The sequence below is a fragment of the Labrys sp. E2SS-1L genome, from assembly GCF_057073705.1.
This window is the reverse complement of the sequence record NZ_CP172712.1, coordinates 3753951-3769668: the sequence shown is the minus strand read 5'-3', so window position 1 is coordinate 3769668 and position 15718 is coordinate 3753951. Positions and strand designations below refer to the sequence as shown.

At 62.2% G+C, this 15718-nt stretch carries 16 protein-coding genes and 2 tRNA genes; 8 read left to right on the top strand and 10 right to left on the bottom strand.

Features of this window, described 5'->3' with window-relative positions; all coding sequences use genetic code 11:
* Positions 1–62 precede the first annotated feature (62 nt).
* From ACIGJE_RS17480 to ACIGJE_RS17470, 3 genes are all read left to right on the top strand, one after another.
* A complete protein-coding gene (locus ACIGJE_RS17480; protein ID WP_483678180.1) occupies positions 63–416 on the top strand; it encodes a DUF488 domain-containing protein in 354 nt (117 codons plus the stop codon).
* A 232-nt stretch (positions 417–648) separates the two neighbouring features.
* Positions 649–2745 carry an ATP-dependent DNA helicase RecG gene (gene recG / locus ACIGJE_RS17475; protein ID WP_483678179.1) on the top strand — a complete coding sequence of 699 codons (2097 nt, stop codon included), beginning with the start codon at positions 649–651 and terminating at the stop codon, positions 2743–2745.
* Positions 2746–2806: 61 nt separating this feature from the next.
* Complete coding sequence (locus tag ACIGJE_RS17470) at positions 2807–4402, top strand: class I SAM-dependent methyltransferase (protein WP_415081193.1); 1596 nt, start codon at positions 2807–2809, stop codon at positions 4400–4402.
* A gap of 19 nt (positions 4403–4421) precedes the next feature.
* Here the strand turns inward: ACIGJE_RS17470 and ACIGJE_RS17465 are convergent, their stop codons facing one another.
* The 5 genes from ACIGJE_RS17465 to ACIGJE_RS17445 form a co-directional block, all read right to left on the bottom strand.
* Positions 4422–5054 carry a DUF502 domain-containing protein gene (locus ACIGJE_RS17465; protein WP_311936150.1) on the bottom strand — a complete coding sequence of 211 codons (633 nt, stop codon included), beginning with the start codon at positions 5052–5054 and terminating at the stop codon, positions 4422–4424.
* A gap of 156 nt (positions 5055–5210) precedes the next feature.
* Positions 5211–7037, bottom strand: coding sequence for a glutamine--fructose-6-phosphate transaminase (isomerizing) (gene glmS, locus ACIGJE_RS17460; protein WP_311936151.1), 1827 nt, complete (start codon positions 7035–7037; stop codon positions 5211–5213).
* Between the two features lie 114 nt (positions 7038–7151).
* Complete coding sequence (locus ACIGJE_RS17455) at positions 7152–7589, bottom strand: PopZ family protein (protein ID WP_311936153.1); 438 nt, start codon at positions 7587–7589, stop codon at positions 7152–7154.
* A 228-nt stretch (positions 7590–7817) separates the two neighbouring features.
* Positions 7818–9131, bottom strand: coding sequence for a TolC family outer membrane protein (locus ACIGJE_RS17450; protein WP_311936156.1), 1314 nt, complete (start codon positions 9129–9131; stop codon positions 7818–7820).
* Positions 9132–9383: 252 nt separating this feature from the next.
* Positions 9384–10040, bottom strand: a complete 657-nt coding sequence (locus tag ACIGJE_RS17445; protein ID WP_311936158.1) for a protein-L-isoaspartate O-methyltransferase family protein — start codon at positions 10038–10040, stop codon at positions 9384–9386.
* A 215-nt stretch (positions 10041–10255) separates the two neighbouring features.
* Between ACIGJE_RS17445 and ACIGJE_RS17440 the strand changes: the two genes are divergently transcribed.
* Positions 10256–10329 (top strand) — tRNA-Cys (locus tag ACIGJE_RS17440).
* A gap of 508 nt (positions 10330–10837) precedes the next feature.
* Positions 10838–11080, top strand: coding sequence for a type II toxin-antitoxin system HicB family antitoxin (locus ACIGJE_RS17435; protein WP_311936160.1), 243 nt, complete (start codon positions 10838–10840; stop codon positions 11078–11080).
* A 41-nt stretch (positions 11081–11121) separates the two neighbouring features.
* Here ACIGJE_RS17435 and ACIGJE_RS17430 read toward each other — a convergent pair whose 3' ends face one another.
* Together ACIGJE_RS17430 and ACIGJE_RS17425 are read right to left on the bottom strand one after the other, a co-directional pair.
* Positions 11122–11466 carry a hypothetical protein gene (locus ACIGJE_RS17430; RefSeq protein WP_311936163.1) on the bottom strand — a complete coding sequence of 115 codons (345 nt, stop codon included), beginning with the start codon at positions 11464–11466 and terminating at the stop codon, positions 11122–11124.
* A 379-nt stretch (positions 11467–11845) separates the two neighbouring features.
* Complete coding sequence (locus ACIGJE_RS17425) at positions 11846–12103, bottom strand: hypothetical protein (RefSeq protein ID WP_311936165.1); 258 nt, start codon at positions 12101–12103, stop codon at positions 11846–11848.
* Between the two features lie 170 nt (positions 12104–12273).
* Here ACIGJE_RS17425 and ACIGJE_RS17420 point away from each other — a divergent pair, with 170 nt between their 5' ends.
* Positions 12274–12843: a hypothetical protein gene (locus tag ACIGJE_RS17420; RefSeq protein ID WP_311936168.1), complete on the top strand. Its 570-nt coding sequence runs from the start codon at positions 12274–12276 to the stop codon at positions 12841–12843.
* A 13-nt stretch (positions 12844–12856) separates the two neighbouring features.
* Here the strand turns inward: ACIGJE_RS17420 and ACIGJE_RS17415 are convergent, their stop codons facing one another.
* The gene (locus ACIGJE_RS17415) at positions 12857–13126 is read right to left on the bottom strand and encodes a hypothetical protein (protein WP_311936171.1); all 270 of its coding nucleotides are present in this window, start codon (positions 13124–13126) and stop codon (positions 12857–12859) included.
* Between the two features lie 157 nt (positions 13127–13283).
* Here ACIGJE_RS17415 and ACIGJE_RS17410 point away from each other — a divergent pair.
* A tRNA-Asn gene (locus ACIGJE_RS17410) sits at positions 13284–13359 on the top strand.
* A 159-nt stretch (positions 13360–13518) separates the two neighbouring features.
* Here the strand turns inward: ACIGJE_RS17410 and ACIGJE_RS17405 are convergent.
* Positions 13519–14259: an SDR family NAD(P)-dependent oxidoreductase gene (locus ACIGJE_RS17405; protein WP_311938490.1), complete on the bottom strand. Its 741-nt coding sequence runs from the start codon at positions 14257–14259 to the stop codon at positions 13519–13521.
* An 81-nt stretch (positions 14260–14340) separates the two neighbouring features.
* Here ACIGJE_RS17405 and ACIGJE_RS17400 point away from each other — a divergent pair, with 81 nt between their 5' ends.
* Entirely contained in the window at positions 14341–15009 is a 669-nt protein-coding gene (locus ACIGJE_RS17400) for a TetR/AcrR family transcriptional regulator (RefSeq protein ID WP_367622739.1), read from the top strand.
* Between the two features lie 126 nt (positions 15010–15135).
* Here ACIGJE_RS17400 and ybaK read toward each other — a convergent pair whose 3' ends face one another.
* A complete protein-coding gene (ybaK, locus tag ACIGJE_RS17395) occupies positions 15136–15612 on the bottom strand; it encodes a Cys-tRNA(Pro) deacylase (RefSeq protein ID WP_394308946.1) in 477 nt (158 codons plus the stop codon).
* Positions 15613–15718 lie beyond the last annotated feature (106 nt).

Here is a 15718-nt window from a genome sequence, read left to right as displayed (position 1 = left end):
CGAAATATCATCCGTGCGGTCAAATTCCCTGGGCGCGGGCTGCGGGGTGACTGGGGGCCGTGATGCCGATCGGATTGAAACGCGCTTATGATTCACCCGCTTCCTCTGATGGCCTGCGCATCCTGGTCGATCGCCTATGGCCTCGGGGCCTGTCCAAGCCGGAGGCGCATATCGACATCTGGGCCAAGGATGTCGCCCCCAGCCCTGCCCTGCGGCAATGGTTCGGCCACGACCCGGCGAAATGGCAGGAATTTCAGGCCCGCTACGAAAGTGAACTCGCGCACAACAACGAGGCTGTCGTCGCGCTCCGCCGCCTGATCGGTGACAAGGTCGCCACCCTGATCTATGCCGCCAGGGATGCCGAACACACCCATGCGCTGGTAATCAGAGGAATACTGGAGCGCATGCGGGTCTAAGTACGACAATCCGCTTTGTTTTTCTTGCCTTGCCTCGCAATACCCCCTCATCCCCCTTGCGGGATAAGGTCCCGGCAGGGGGATGAGGGGAAATGCAGAGCGCCCAAGCAAACCAAAACACAAGATTGCACGGTGCCGCCACCTGTTCTCTTTCGAGGCAATGCGACCGGTTTCCTTCCTCTGAAACTTGCCTCTTGCCGCCTGTCCGGCCAAAAGAACCGGTGAGGCTTTCATGCGTCCGGCGATTCTGACCCCCCTGTTCGCTTCCGTCTCATCCCTGCCAGGGATCGGGCCGAAGCTGGTGAAGCTGCTCACCCGCCTCCTCGGAGGCGCGGAGCCGGTTGGAGCGCGGGTCGTCGATGCCCTGTTCCACCTGCCAGCCAATGTGCTCGATCGCCGCCGCCGCCCCAAATTGGCGGATGCGCCGATCGGCGAATTGGTAATGGTCGAAGTCGTGGTGGAACGCCACCGGGCCAGCGGCGGCAAAGGCCCCTATCGCGTTTATGTCCATGACGATACGGGGGACCTGACCCTCGTCTTCTTTGCAGCACAGACGAGTTGGATCGAGCATGCCCTGCCCGTCGGCGAGCGGCGATGGCTGAGCGGCAAGATCGAGCTGTTCGACGGTATGCGCCAGATGGTGCATCCCGATCGGATCGTCGATGAGGAAGGGCTTAAATCACTGCCTTTGGTCGAGCCAGTCTATCCGCTGACGGAGGGGCTCTATCCGCGCCAGATCCAGAAGGCAGCTCAGGAGGCTTTGGCGCGCACCCCCGAACTCGCCGAATGGCAGGACCCGGCCTGGCTCAAGGCCCAGCGCTGGCCGGGGTTCCGCGAGGCCTTGGCCGCACTGCATTCGCCGGAGACGCCCCAGATTGTGGCGCCGGACTCAGCGCCCAGGCTGCGACTTGCCTATGACGAACTCTTGGCCTCTCAGCTCGCCCTCGCCATGGTGCGCGCCCATAACAAGGCTCTGCCTGGACTGTCCGTCGCCGGAACGGGGAGCATCTCGGCCCGGATCGAGGCCGCCCTGCCCTTCAAGCTCACGGCGAGCCAGGTCACGGCGTTGGCCGACATTCGTGCCGATATGGCGGCTCCGACGCGCATGCTGCGGCTGCTGCAGGGCGATGTCGGCTCGGGCAAGACGGTGGTGGCGCTGCTCGCGATGGCCACCATGGTGGAAGGCGGCCGGCAGGCCGCGCTGATGGCGCCGACCGAGATCCTCGCCCGCCAGCACCTGACCACCATCCAGCCCCTTGCCGAGGCCGCCGGTCTGCGTGTCGGCCTGATCACGGGGCGCGACAAGGCGCGCGAACGTACGCGCATGCAGGCCGCGCTGAAGGATGGCAGCATCGACATCATGGTCGGTACCCATGCCCTGTTCCAGGAAGATGTCGAGTTTCGCGATCTCGGGCTTGCCATCGTCGACGAGCAGCATCGCTTCGGCGTGCATCAGCGCCTGGCTTTGAGCCGCAAGAATGCCGGCATCGACGTTCTGGTGATGACGGCTACGCCAATTCCGCGCAGCCTGGTGCTGACCTATTTCGGCGACATGGACTCCTCCCAGCTCCGCGAAAAGCCGGCCGGGCGCAAGCCGGTCGACACGCGCCTGATCTCGCTGGAACGGCTCGACGAGGTGGTGAACGGGTTGGGGCGCCTGCTGCAGACCGGCGCACGGGCCTATTGGGTCTGTCCCCTCATCGCTGAATCCGAGACCCTCGATGTCGCAGCCGCCGAGGATCGCTATGCCCACCTCGTCTCCCTCTTCGGCGACAAGGTCGGCCTGCTGCATGGCCAGATGAAAGGTGCGGCCAAGGACGAGGTGATGGCCCGGTTCGTGGCGGGCGATCTGCGTGTCCTGGTTTCGACCACCGTGATCGAAGTTGGTGTCAATGTGCCGGAGGCGACGGTGATGGTGGTGGAGCATGCCGAGCGCTTCGGCCTCGCCCAGCTCCATCAGCTCCGCGGGCGCATCGGGCGCGGTTCGGACAAGTCGACCTGCCTCCTGCTCTACAAGGGCCCGCTTGGGGAAATTTCCCGCAAACGGCTTGAGATCATGCGCGAGACAGAGGATGGCTTCCGCATTGCCGAGGAGGATCTGAAATTGCGCGGCGAAGGCGACGTGCTCGGCACGCGCCAGTCCGGCATGCCGGGCTTCCGGGTGGCCGATCTCGACAGCCATCGCCATCTGCTTGCCCCCGCCAATGACGATGCCAGGCTGGTGCTGGCCCGCGATCCGGAACTCGTCTCCCCTCGCGGCGTTGCTCTGCGGACCCTGCTCTATCTGTTCGAGCGCGATGAAGCCGTGCGCCTGCTGCGATCAGGATAGCGCAAGGGAAACTGGCGTGTATTCTACGGGTCATGCCAGCCTCTGCCCGGGGAATATCGCAATGACATCAGATGCCCATCCGGCCAACTTCGCCGAAGCCCAGGCCAGGACCCGGGCGAGCTATGACGAGATACCCTATGTTTCCCATGCCTTCCCGCAGACCCATCCGGCAAGGCTCGCCGCCACGGCCAGGCTGTTCGGTCTCGAAATGCCGCCGCTCGGCAAGATGCGCGTGCTCGAGATCGGCTGCGCCAGCGGCGGCAATCTCATTCCCCTGGCCGCCGCCTATCCCGAGGGGCGTTTTCTCGGGCTCGACCTCTCCGGCATCCAGATCGCCGACGGGCGCAAGCGGATCGAGGCGATCGGCCTGACCAACATCGAATTGCGCCAGCAGGACATCACCTTTTTCGACAATCCCGGCCACCGCTTCGATTTCATCCTCTGTCATGGCGTCTATTCCTGGGTGCCCGAACCCGTGCGTCATGCCATCCTCGACATCTGTTCTAAATATCTCGAATTCCAGGGCATCGCCTATGTCAGCTTCAACGTATTGCCGGGCTGGCGACCCAAGCAGATCCTGCGCGATGCCCTGATGGCGCATGTCGGCAAGGCCAGCAATCAGCGCGAGCGCATTTCCAAGGCGCGAGAGTTCATGGGGTTCCTGGCCGAACATGCCCCGCCCGGACCCTATGGGGCTGCGGTCAAGGAAGGCGTTGCCCAGTTGCAAAAGGTTTCTGACGATTATCTGGCCCATGAGTTCCTGGAACTCGAGAATGCGCCGTGCTCGTTCCACGACTTCATGTATGCGGCCGGACGGCATCAGCTTGCTTATCTCGGCGAGAGCGATGTTCACATGATGGTCCCGGAAAACTTCGGCGGCGAAGCGGCGAAGGCCTTGAGAATGCTGGGCGGCAACACCCTGCTCGAGACCGAGAACTACATCGACGTCCTGACAGGGCGCACCTTCCGCCAGACACTATTGATCCCGCCGGCCCGGGCCGCGGCGACAAAACGCAATATCGATGCGGAGCGGATCGAGGATCTGCATCTCATTGCCGATATCGCGCAGGTTCCCTCAAGCGAGCCTGACATGCCCTACTGCTTCGAAAATCGCATCGGCCGCCAGATCCGCACGCGGGTGGAAGTCGTGCGCAAAGCCTATCAGTTGATTGCCGCGAGACGTCCGGCAACCTCGAACTATCGGCAGCTGGTTGCCGATATCGAGGCGACCGACCAGAAAAAGCTCACGCCGCAGGAAAAAAGCGAGATTCGCGGCGCCCTTCTCCAGGGGGTTCTTTCAGGGCTGACGATTGCTTCGACCGAGGCAGTGGCAGTCGGTGCGGCTGAAGTCGATCGTCCCAGGGCGACCATGCTCGCGCGCAGGGATGCCGCCAGCGGCCGTACGCGCACGGTGAACCGACGCCACGAGAATTTCGATCTCGGCGTGGTGGCGCAGCATGTCGTGCCGGTGATGGACGGCTCTCTGACCCGCGGGCAGTTGCTCGATCACCTCAAGGCAAAGGCGGCCGAGGATACTCTCCATTTCCAACGCAACGGCCAGCGTGTCCGCGATGAGGCCGATATCGCAGCCTGCGCCCAGGAACACCTTACGGCCATGCTCGACACGGCCTGGAACAATGCCCTGATCGAGCCCTAAAGCAAGGGTAACAGCAAGCTCAGCTTGGCCTTAATTCTTCTGAGACGGTCAACGTCTCGGGCTGGATCAGGCCGGCTGAGATCACCAGCTTGGTGGCCTGCTCGACGCTGATGGGCAATTCGATCACCTTGGCCTTCGGCAGCAGGAAGAAGAATCCTGTCGTCGGGTTGGGGGCGCAGGGCATGAACACCGAAACCCAGGCTTCGCCATTGCCGCCGGGTAGCCTCTCCTCCACCACCGGGCTCGGTTCGGCGGAAATGAAGACGATCGACCAGGCCCCCTGGGGGAACTCGACCAGCCCCACTTTCCGGAACGAGGTTCCGGATTGCGAGAAGATCGTCGAGAACACTTGCTTGAGAGCCTTGTAGATGCCACGCACCACCGGCGTGCGGTCGAGCAGCTTCTCGCCGAGGCGCACCAGGGTACGGCCCACCAGATTGGCGGTGAAGAAGCCGATCAGGGTAAGGCCGATGATCGCCACGACCAGGCCGAAGCCCGGGATCTGAAAAGGGAGGTAGGTCTCAGGCAGGTAACGCTCGGGAATGAACGGCTTGACCCAGCCGTCGACCCACTGAATGAAGGTCCAGATCAGGTATAGCGTGATCGCGACCGGCCCGGTGACCACCAGGCCGGTGAGAAAGTAGCTGTGCAAACCGCCAAACCTGCTGACCCGTTGAGGCGGACCGGAAGGTGTCACCGTGTGGGGAGGCGTATCTCGTACCATGTCACGCTTCTAGCACGCCCTTGTCACCGCCTGTCGATGCAAATTTGTGCAACCGGTCCAATCGGGCGGCGCCCACGAGTATTCCTACTCGACGGTGACGCTCTTGGCCAGATTACGCGGCTGGTCGACGTCGGTGCCGATGATCACAGCAGTGTGATAGGCGAGAAGTTGAATCGGAATGGAGTAGACCAGCGGCGTCAGGATCGTGGGCATCGATGGCAGGATGATCGTCTTCAGCGTCGTCATCGCGGCCGCCGCCGCCCCCGCCTCATCGGTCATCAGAATGATGCGGCCGCCGCGCGCGGCGACTTCCTGCATATTCGAGACGGTCTTTTCGAAGATCGTGTCGAAGGGCGCGATCACCACTACCGGCATGGTCTCGTCGATCAGGGCAATCGGGCCATGCTTGAGTTCGCCCGCTGCATAACCTTCCGCGTGTATGTAGCTGATTTCCTTGAGCTTCAGCGCGCCTTCCAAGGAGAGAGGAAAGCTGGTGCCGCGGCCGAGATAGAGGACGTCCTTGGCCTTGGCGAGGTCCCTGGAAAACGTCTCGATCTCGTGTTCGAGCCGGAGCGCCTCGGCCATCAGGCGCGGCGCCTCGATCAAAGCGTGCACGAGTTCGCTTTCTTCCTCTGCCGACAGCACACCGCGTGCCTTACCGGCACCGATCGCGAGTCCCGCCAGGGCTGCGAGCTGGCAGGTGAAGGCCTTGGTCGAAGCGACCCCGATCTCCGGGCCGGCCAAAGTGCGCACCATCACCGAGGCCTCGCGCGCGATGGTCGAGGTTGGCACGTTGACGATGGCGAGCGTGTGCTGGCCCTGTTCTTTGCAGTAGCGCAAGGCCGCGAGCGTATCGGCCGTCTCGCCAGATTGAGACACGAAGATCGATAGGCCGCCCTTGTCGAGGGGCGCTTCGCGGTAGCGGAACTCGGAGGCTATATCGACTTCGACCGGCAGACGGGCGTAACGCTCGAACCAGTATTTGGCGATCATGCCGGCGAAAGATGCCGTACCGCAGGCCGATATGGTGACGCGGCTGAGCGCCGCCCAATCGAAAGGCAGATTCTCAGGCAGTCGGATCGTCTCGCCGACCATGTCGATGAAGGAGGCCAGCGTATGGGAAACCACTTCCGGCTGTTCATGGATTTCCTTGGCCATGAAATGCCGGTGGTTGCCCTTGTCGACGATAGTGGCCGAGGCCTGCGATTTCTGGATCGGGCGGTGAACGCGCTTGAAGGAGGCATCGAAGATGGTCGCCGAGCCACGCGTCAAGGCAACGCTGTCGCCGTCTTCGAGATAGGCGATGGTGTTGGTGAAGGGAGCCAGCGCAATGGCATCCGAGCCGAGGAACATCTCGCCCTCGCCATAACCGATCGCCAGCGGAGAGCCCAGGCGCGCGCCGATGAGGAGGTCGTCCTGGCCGGCAAAGAGAAAGCCCAGCGAGAACGCGCCGCGCAGGCGCCTGAGGCTGGCATGCACTGCCTCGATCGGCGGCAGGCCACGATCGAGCTCGCGATTGACGAGATGGGCCACCACCTCCGTATCGGTCTCGCTCCGGAAGCGGGCGCCCTCGGCGCTCAGTTCCTCGCGCAGCTCACGGAAATTCTCGATGATGCCGTTGTGGACCACCGCGACCCGGGCCGTGGCGTGCGGGTGCGCGTTCTCTTCGGTCGGCCTGCCATGGGTTGCCCACCGCGTATGCCCGATACCGATCATGCCGGCGAGCGGATCGCGATCAAGCTTGCCTTCGAGATTGCGCAGCTTGCCTTCGGCGCGACGGCGCGTAATGGCTCCGTCTTCCAGCGTGGCGATACCGGCAGAGTCGTAGCCGCGATATTCCAAGCGCCGCAGGGCGTCCACCAAGGGTAGCGCAACCGCTTCCCTACCCAGAATACCGACAATGCCGCACATACGCCCTACCCTTCATCGATTCGAGACGAACTCTAGACGGGAGGGATTTAGGGCTTCGTGAATGCGCTGAGAAATCAAAATGCCTGACGGTTTGTGACAGAGAGCCTCAGCCCGTCACGACCGTCCGGAAATGCGCTCGATCTCCTGGCGGACCAGGCGCTCGACCAGAGACGGCAGATGGGCATCGAGCCAGGTCTGCAGCATGGGTCTCAGCATCTCCTGCACGACATCTTCGATCGTTCGCGCGTTCTTGGAAAATACCGTGTGATTGAGGGAGGCGAAGGCGGAAGCCGCCTCGGATTGAGGCTCCGCCGAGAGCAGGCCGCCGGCGCCCCGCTCCGGACTGGCCGGGCTGGAGGGTGAAGCCGGTTCTTCCCGGGGGAGAGCGGCCGGACCTGGCAGGTCAGCCAGCGAAGAAGCCTCCGGGGTGGAACGGCGTCCAGGCTTTGCCGGTGGATCGTCGGAGATGATGCGCCGAATGGAAGTGAGAATCTCGTCCATCGAGGGTTCCTTGAGGGTACGAGGCGGATCTGCCCGCGTAGGTGACGACATCGGGCGACTCCTTCCACATCGAGCGCGCCCTGCCACCATGGCGCGCTGGAGCAAAATGCAATGTCTTCGAAGCGCGCTTGGCGCCGGCTCATCGTTTCGAGCTGACTTGGCGATTCTCGACGATTCCATCCAAGCGCGAAACGCTTTGGCGGCACTTCAAGCAAGAACGCCCTCCGATCGCAAGGATGCGGAGGGCGCTGCCGTCATCTTCCTGTGGGCAGGCGCCGCTTAGCGCCCATCCGGAATGTCGGTGCCGATCCACTTGTCACGCACCTGATCGTAATGCGTGGTGGGGTCGTAACGGGCAACCTTGAGGCCGAGCGCCGAGGCGTTGAGCTTGCCGACGGTCGACAGCACGGTATAGGCCGCCACGATCTGGTCGCGCTGCGCCTGGATCAGGCTGGCCCGCGCCTGCAAGAGCAATTGCTGCTGCTGCAGCACGTCGAAGGTGGTGCGCTGGCCGACTTTGGCTTCCTCGCGCACGCCGGCGAGGGCCACGCCCTGCGCATTGACGGCGGCCTGGAAGGCCTGGATTTCACCGCGGGCGCCGTCCAGGGAGCCCCAGGCCTGGATGACGTTGGAGCGTACCAATTCACGATTGACGTCGACCTGGATGCGCGCCTGGCCGAGCAGCTCCTTGGCCTGGCGGATCTTGGAATAGTCACCGCCGCCCGAATAGATTGGCACGGTGAGGAAGGCACCGATCGCGGCCGAGGTGCCCATCTTCGCGCCGGAGGGCTCATAATTGTGTGAGATCGTGCCCTGGGCGTTCAAGCTGGGATAAAGTGCACCCTCGGCGACCTTCACCTGCATGGCGGCCTGGTCGACAGCATGAAGCGCGGCCGTGATGCCAGGATGGTTGGCAAGCCCGGCCTGGATTGCGGCGTTCTGGTTCCTCGGCAGCGAGCGCGGCACCTTGACCGGCTGCAGCTTCTTGGGTTGGGAGCCGATGATCTGCCGATAGATGGCGACCGACGATTTGAGCTGTGCATCGGCGGCGACCCGCTGGGACTGCGCGCTCGCCAAGCTGGAATTTGCCTGCTCGACGTCGGTACGCGTCACTTCGCCGACATTGAAACGATCCTTGGTCTGTTTGAGCTGCTCCTCGAGCACCTCGACATTGTTCTTCTGCAAATTGAGCAGAGCCGCGTCGCGCAACACATTCATATAGGCCGTTACGGCGTTGAGGAGTACCGACTGCTCGGTGTCACGCAACGTCTCGCGCTGGCTGAGCACACCCGATTCGGCGGCACGTACCGAATTCGCGGTCTGGAAGCCGTTGAACAGATTCTGCGTTACTGTGATGTCGGCGCCGCGCGGAAATCGGGTGTCGTTGGACCGTCTTCCCTGCAGAGACTTGGTGAAATCCCGTTCGGCACTGATGCTCGCCGAAGCCGAAACGTTCGGCCTGTAACCACTGAGCGCCTGCGAGACCGTTTCGTCATTGGCCCGGGTGCCGGCGCGTTGGGCATTCAAGGTGGGGTTGGCCGCATAGGCTTGCGCAAGGGCCGATTGCAGCGATTGAGCTTGTGCTCCGCCCATGAAGAAAACAAGCGAAGCACTTGCAGCCAATAACGAAAATACGCTTACAGTTTTCATGACTCGACCCGACCCAAATCAAAAGAGGCAGACAAACCGCCATATTTTTTAAAAAAATAGCCTGTCGAGCAGCTTTCACCAACAACTGATTTCGGCTGCCCAGAGATAAATCCGAGGTTGAAGCAAAAAAGAGACAGTGAACCCCGGGTTCGGTTAATTGCTGGTTAATTTTCTCCTAAGATGCTGTTTTGATAGTCAGAATGAAAAGGCGGGCGCCTTGGCGAAGGCTGCCAGGGCCGGCACGGAGGCGTCGAAGGCGATGCGTCCGGTATGATCCGATCCGACCTTGACGAAGACGGTGGCGCGTCCGGGACGGCCATGGCCGACCACGGCGATGAGGCGACCGCCCTCCTTGAGCGAGGCGAACAAGGCGGGCGGAATGTCTTCGGCGGCGCCTTCGATCAGGATCACGTCATAAGGTCCGGAACCGGCCACTCCCTGCTCGAGCGGGCCGGCCACTACCGTCACATTGGGGTAGGATGCCAGCGCAGTCTTCGCCGAAGCGGCAAGCCCCTCATCACTCTCCAGTGCCACCACTTTCTCGGCGAGTTCTGCGAGAATCGCGGACGAATAGCCCGTCGCCGTGCCGATATCGAGCACGGTGTCGGTGGATTTGATGCCGGCGGCCTGGATGAGCTTGGCCAGATACATCGGCTGAATGAGATAGCGCTGGCCGGCCTCGCCGCCCACTGCCAGATCGGCATCGAGATAAGCCAAGGGCTGCTTGGAGGCCGGCACGAAAGTCTCGCGGGGAACGGTAAGGAAGGCATCCACGACGCGCGCCTCGGTCACGTCATTGGTGCGAATCTGGCAATCCACCATGGTGCGGCGCGCTTGGATGAAGTCGGTCATCGCTCGATATCTCTGTTTGTCACAGCGTTGTTTGCGGCATGGCCTCGCAAAAGGCAAGAAGGCTGGCCTTGCAGCGAGATGGGAGGCTTCAGTTTTACAGCCTGCAATCCGCATTCACGGAAATATTGCTTCGGTCGAGAAAACCGGTTGAACGCGTGAGGCTTGCTTGTTATAGCGCCTGCCTCCGCTTTGTCCTGCACAGCGCGACAATGGATGGCCACGTGGCGGAGTGGTTACGCAGAGGACTGCAAATCCTTGCACCCCGGTTCGATTCCGGGCGTGGCCTCCACTTTTCCTGATACATCGGAACGCCCTGTCCGGGCCGCTGGCAATAATGACGGCGGAATGGATGTGTCCGTTGTTCGATTGCGCCTTGCACCAGTTCGGCACGATGTTCGTGGTTCGGGCGATTCTCGCCCGCTTCCCTTTCTTCCTTGCGGCGCGAGATTTTCCCAAGATGGGCTGGGTCCTTCGTCGTGGAAGAAAACAGGAGGCCCGGAGGGCAGATTTGCAGGATCGCCTTCCGAGCCTCCCTGCTCGATCGGCCGGGGCCCCGGCTGAGAGCGTCTGAAGCCTAAGACGCACCCAGACGCCCGGCAATTTGGCTATGGGGCTTACCCCCTCAATGACAGTGCGACGCAGTCTGTGCGAGGGCGACCGTTTTCGGCGCCCGGGGCGGCAAGAGCCGGATCGATTCGCGATCCACCCTCGTCGCAGGGACGCGGTGGCGAGCAATGCTGCGCCTGCTGACATCCAAATGACGCCTACGCGCGATATGGTGCACTGGTGGGGGCGACATGGGCGATCTGGAATACCCAATTCTGGTCGAGCCGCGGTCCGTTGCGGATGGAGGCGGCTTTGCCGCAATAGTCCCTGATCTTCCCGGCTGCATGAGCAATGGCGAGACCCCTGAGGGCGCGGTCGCCAAGGCGCAGGACGCAATCCAAGCCTGGATCGAGAATTCACGCAGGCTTGGCCGTGCCATTCCCAGGCCATCGCGCCATCATGTGGCGATTTGGGCGGCTCTCAAGACGGCCTAGCCGGGAGCGTGATGCCCAAGGCAGATCGCAAGGAACGGTGATCAGTCGTCACCGTCGCCTTCGTCATCGCCATTGTTGTAGTAATAGGGGCGCTGATAGCGGCGGTCGTAGCCCGGCTGATCATCGTCATAACGGTAATACCGGCGCGTGCGCTGATAGTTCTCGCTATAGGGATCCTGACCCGGGTGTCTCTTGAGGTAGTGGCTCGGCTTGCAGACGCCATGGCCGGTGACCTTATAGCCGGGCGGGCAAGGTGGATAATATTGGACCTGCAGGGCCGACGAGACATTCGGGGTGGCCAAAGGCGCCGATACTGAAGCACTGGCTGCCGATGAAAAGGCAATACCAGCACCTGCCAAGACGCCGACGAGGACCGATCGGGACATAGGGTATCTCCCTGCTACTCTTCGCGCAAAAGTAGTGGGAGTAGACTGAATGCCGCCTGAATGATCGGCCGGAGGAGCCATGGCGACGAATTCTCCCTCGCGGCTTGGCGCAGTTCAGGCAGCCTGAAACGACTGCGAATATCAAGGGCCATAGCTGCGTCCCCTGCCCTGTCGCGTCTTGCCGGAAGCTGACGAAACAATTCTTGCGAGCGGAAGGCAAACGTCGCCTGCCGGGGCTTGCAAGCGATGGCTACCAGGCAAGGACACCGGCCGATCTCGGCGTAGCCTATCGTGATTCTCGTGGCGCCTGCGCCACGAGGGGATTTCCGTTGCCACATTCAATCGACAGAATTGCCGAGCCCGAAAGAGCTTCCGGTCTTCAGCGAATGACACAGTACAGCGGTACTTTCAGTGTGCTCGCGATGAAATGGAGGCAATGGTTGCGCATCACCTGCGTATCGTCGTCGACCATCTGGGCCCGAATGGCCGCCCCCGCCGACTGGGCCACACGCTGCTTGAAATCCTGGTCGGTTTCTTCGAGAGCCCGGGCCATTGCCCCCAACAAAGCATACAGGCTCTCGATTTCGACCTGTAGCGCCTGCGCCTTTTGTTGCAGCGTGCTGAAGTCATCCACCATCGGATACCTCCCCCTTTTTCTATCATTAGGCGACCACGCTCGTGATCGGCGCGTGATAGCCAGGCACCTCAAGCGAGAGAGACGAAACGGCGGCAGCCTGCTTCTGTGGTGGCAGGTAAGAGCCCTCGCAAGCCTGATGCAGCATGATACCGCCATTTCGGCTCTGCGTCATGCCAAACACCAGCTGGCGCGCCATGATTCCATGGACGGCATGCCGTTCGGTGACCTTGGATGAGAGTCTGTTAACGCAAGCCGGTCCATTGATCGCGACCGTCGGCCTTCCGGCCGGCCGCCGTTTGATTCGACCGGCGCGGCCAGCCAAGGGAACACGGTGCATGACGGATGCCAATGACAGCTACTATCCGCTCGGTCGGGATCGAGCTCCCAACGAAGTCGACCGTCAGCGGGAATGGCTGACGCGCAACCGCGACAAGCCGGGTGTGCCGACACGGAGCGATCTCGATGTGCTCGAGGCGAGCGAGCTGGAGATCAAGATCTGCCCTTGCCATGCGGCGCCGGATCAGCCCTATGCCCTCTATCTGGAAGTGTTTGCCTTCGAACTCTTCCTCGGCCAGATCAAGCTGGCCGATTTCCTTGCCCGCGCTTGTGCCGTCGAAGGGAATGAAGACCTCGAGCAGATTTCCCGCCGAGATCGGCTGGTTGCGCTCAAGGAACTTCAACGGGTCGTCAATCACCTGGTTGTTGTCGAGGAAACGCGCGTGGTAGCCGGCCACGCCTGAAGCGCTGACGGAATCAGCGATCCTCCACCGGGCGTGGCTGACGCCGACGCCCCCACCAGACCGCGAGTTTGCGGCGGTGACGCCGTACCAGCGCAATATCGATCGACAGAATCAGCAGGCCGAGCGGAATCATCCAGAAGCCCAGAATCGGCAGGAAGCCCAGAAAACCGCCGATCACCAGCAGAACACCCAGAATCACTCGCAGGCTTCGCGAGGCCGGCAGATGAAAATGTCGTCCGGCGAGTTTCACCTTTGGACGATTGATCTGTTCGTTGGGTGCCAAAAAGCCCTCCAGACGGTCAAAACCGGACCTTTGATCCGGTTGTGTTCCCTTACCCTTAGATATTAATCCGAAAAGAAGATGCAATCAGGGCAGGATAGGCCTTGGCAAGTGAGTTTCTTGGAGCTATACACCCGCTCCACCGGGGGACACCCTCTGTTCCGCGATAGCTCAGCCGGTAGAGCAAGCGACTGTTAATCGCTGGGTCGCAGGTTCGAGTCCTGCTCGCGGAGCCATTCTCCTTCTCCTACACCATGTGACGGCTGAACACCCCAATCGCGCAGCGCGTGCGATATGGATGTTTGGCGCGAAATCCCCGCATGACCTCCCATCCGGTCGCGGAGTGGCGGAAACCGGCCACCGGCCGGTCTCCGGCGGAGAGGATCAAGCCCGCTTCAGGTCGTTTGTCCTCCGTCCACTGTCAGAATGGCGCCTGTGACGTGTCGCGCCGAAGGGCTTGCCAGAAAGGCGACGGCAGCGGCGACGTCCTGCGGTGCACCGTAGCGTCCAAGCGGGCTCAGGCTACGCTGGAAATCGGACGATTCACCATTGGATGGGTTCATGTCGGTATCGGTCGAGCCCGGCTGGACCAGATTGACCGTGACATCGCGCGGCCCGAGCTCCTGGGCAAGGCCGCGCGTGAACGAGTGTAAAGCAGACTTGGTCATGTAGTAGAAGGTGCCGGGATGCCCGACGATGCGTTCGGCACCGGCGGACCCGATCGTGACGATGCGCCCGCCCGCGCCGAGATGCGGAATGGCGGCTTGCGCCGCGAGCACAGGTCCACGCACATTGACCTCGAGCATCGCATCGATCGACTCGACACTGATCTCGGCCGTGGATGCATAAAGGGCAATCGCGGCGTTGTTGACGAGGATGTCGAGGCCGCCCAACACCCTTGCCGCTTCATCGACGGAGCGCTTGACCGCCCCCGGATCGGCGCTGTCTGCCTGAATCGCAACGGCCTTGCGCCCCTTCCCTTCGATTTCCCGAACGACTTCGGCAGCCCGATCGGCGGCCTTTTCGTAGGTGAGGGCTACATCCGCCCCCTTCTCCGCGAGAGCGATTGCAATCGCAGCACCGATGCCGCGCGACCCACCCGTTACGAGCGCGCGCTTTCCAGACAGTTCCGTCATAGCCTTAGCCTTTTTCTAGTGATCGATACAGAAAGGCTAAAAGTGTTGTCGCTGCGGGTCAATATGATTATATAGCGATCGATGCAAAATTCTGAACCGAAGCCCGAGACCGGCGTTGCAACGGGGCCTGTGCGCGGGCGACCGCGTGCGTTCGATCGGACCGCAGCGCTGGAGCAAGCGACCCGGCTGTTCTGGTGCAAGGGGTTCGAAGCGACCTCCATCGCCGATCTGACGCAGGCGATGGGTATCGGCGCTCCCAGCCTCTACGCCGCTTTCCAGTCCAAGGAAGCGCTTTATGCCGAAGCGCTGCGGCACTATGCCGAGACCAACGAGAGTTATGTTTGGGCGGGGTTTCAGTCGGCTGCGACCGCCCGCGATGCTGTCCGGTCCATCCTCGCGGACTCGGCCGCGGCACTGACCGGTTGCGTCGCGGATATCCCTCGCGGTTGCATGGTGACGCTGTCCTCGGTCGGCAGCGAAGGTCATGCGGAACTCGGGGAGCTGGTCAGGTCCGCGCGCGCCGTCACGCTCGAACGGCTATTGACCCGCTTCAGCCGGGCGGTGGCGGATGGTGAAATCCCGGTATCAACCGATCTTCACGCGCTCGCTCGCTTCGTGCAGACCGTTCAGAACGGCATGTCGATCCTGGCCCGCGATGGGGTGAGCTGCGCAGAGCTGGAGGCGGTGGCGGATGTCGCCATGGCGGGATGGGACGTCCGAACCGCCAAAGCCGAAGTCGAGGGCGGCTGATCCCCTCGAAGGGCTCGGTTGACGACTAAATCTCATGCGGCTCGGCGACAGCCCTGACGATCGGCCGAGCTGCCTTCGCTGGAGCGAGCTATCGACATGAGAGGCCCTCCATCTCGCGCGAGAGGATCAGGCAGCGACCAAGGCGGCGGCGGTCGCTTCGAGGACAGTCTTGGCGTCATGCGGAGCGAGCCGGATCTGCAGCCCCCGCTGGCCCCCATTGACATAGACATAGTCGGCACCGAGCGCGGTTTCCTCGATGGCGGTTCGCACTTTGCGCATCTGGCCGAAGGGGCTGATGCCGCCGACCTTGTATCCGCTGCTGCGCTCTGCATCGGCCGGCTTCATCATCTGCGCCGACTTGCCATTGAAGGCCGCCGCCAGCTTCTTCATGGAGACCTCGTGGTCGGACGGCACGATGACGCAGACGGGCTTGCCGTCAACCAGCGCCATCAAGGTCTTGAGCACCCGGCTGGGCGGTTCGCCAAGGGCGTCGGCAGCCTGCAGGCCGATGCTGTCGGCATCGGGATCATAGTCGTAGCTGTGGACGGAAAAGGCGACGCCTGTCTTGGCGAGCATCTGGGTGGCGCGTGTCACCTTCGACATGGCGGCTTCCTATAGCGTGTTGTGACTTGGCGGAATCGCCAAGAATTGCAAAGACGCGTCGAACCAAAGAGCTAGAGCAAAATAGCGTTTCCGTCTAAACGCGCTT

What these genes read in the sequence shown, in the direction of transcription:
- ACIGJE_RS17480 (WP_483678180.1), top strand. Translation starts at nt 63, where the DNA reads ATGCCGATCGGATTGAAACGCGCTTATGATTCACCCGCTTCCTCTGAT.
- recG (WP_483678179.1), top strand. Translation starts at nt 649, where the DNA reads ATGCGTCCGGCGATTCTGACCCCCCTGTTCGCTTCCGTCTCATCCCTG.
- ACIGJE_RS17470 (WP_415081193.1), top strand. Translation starts at nt 2,807, where the DNA reads ATGACATCAGATGCCCATCCGGCCAACTTCGCCGAAGCCCAGGCCAGG.
- glmS (WP_311936151.1), bottom strand. Translation starts at nt 7,037, where the DNA reads ATGTGCGGCATTGTCGGTATTCTGGGTAGGGAAGCGGTTGCGCTACCC.
- ACIGJE_RS17455 (WP_311936153.1), bottom strand. Translation starts at nt 7,589, where the DNA reads ATGTCGTCACCTACGCGGGCAGATCCGCCTCGTACCCTCAAGGAACCC.
- ACIGJE_RS17450 (WP_311936156.1), bottom strand. Translation starts at nt 9,131, where the DNA reads ATGGGCGGAGCACAAGCTCAATCGCTGCAATCGGCCCTTGCGCAAGCC.
- ACIGJE_RS17445 (WP_311936158.1), bottom strand. Translation starts at nt 10,040, where the DNA reads ATGACCGACTTCATCCAAGCGCGCCGCACCATGGTGGATTGCCAGATT.
- ACIGJE_RS17435 (WP_311936160.1), top strand. Translation starts at nt 10,838, where the DNA reads ATGGGCGATCTGGAATACCCAATTCTGGTCGAGCCGCGGTCCGTTGCG.
- ACIGJE_RS17430 (WP_311936163.1), bottom strand. Translation starts at nt 11,466, where the DNA reads ATGTCCCGATCGGTCCTCGTCGGCGTCTTGGCAGGTGCTGGTATTGCC.
- ACIGJE_RS17425 (WP_311936165.1), bottom strand. Translation starts at nt 12,103, where the DNA reads ATGGTGGATGACTTCAGCACGCTGCAACAAAAGGCGCAGGCGCTACAG.
- ACIGJE_RS17420 (WP_311936168.1), top strand. Translation starts at nt 12,274, where the DNA reads ATGCCAAACACCAGCTGGCGCGCCATGATTCCATGGACGGCATGCCGT.
- ACIGJE_RS17405 (WP_311938490.1), bottom strand. Translation starts at nt 14,259, where the DNA reads ATGACGGAACTGTCTGGAAAGCGCGCGCTCGTAACGGGTGGGTCGCGC.
- ACIGJE_RS17400 (WP_367622739.1), top strand. Translation starts at nt 14,341, where the DNA reads ATGCAAAATTCTGAACCGAAGCCCGAGACCGGCGTTGCAACGGGGCCT.
- ybaK (WP_394308946.1), bottom strand. Translation starts at nt 15,612, where the DNA reads ATGTCGAAGGTGACACGCGCCACCCAGATGCTCGCCAAGACAGGCGTC.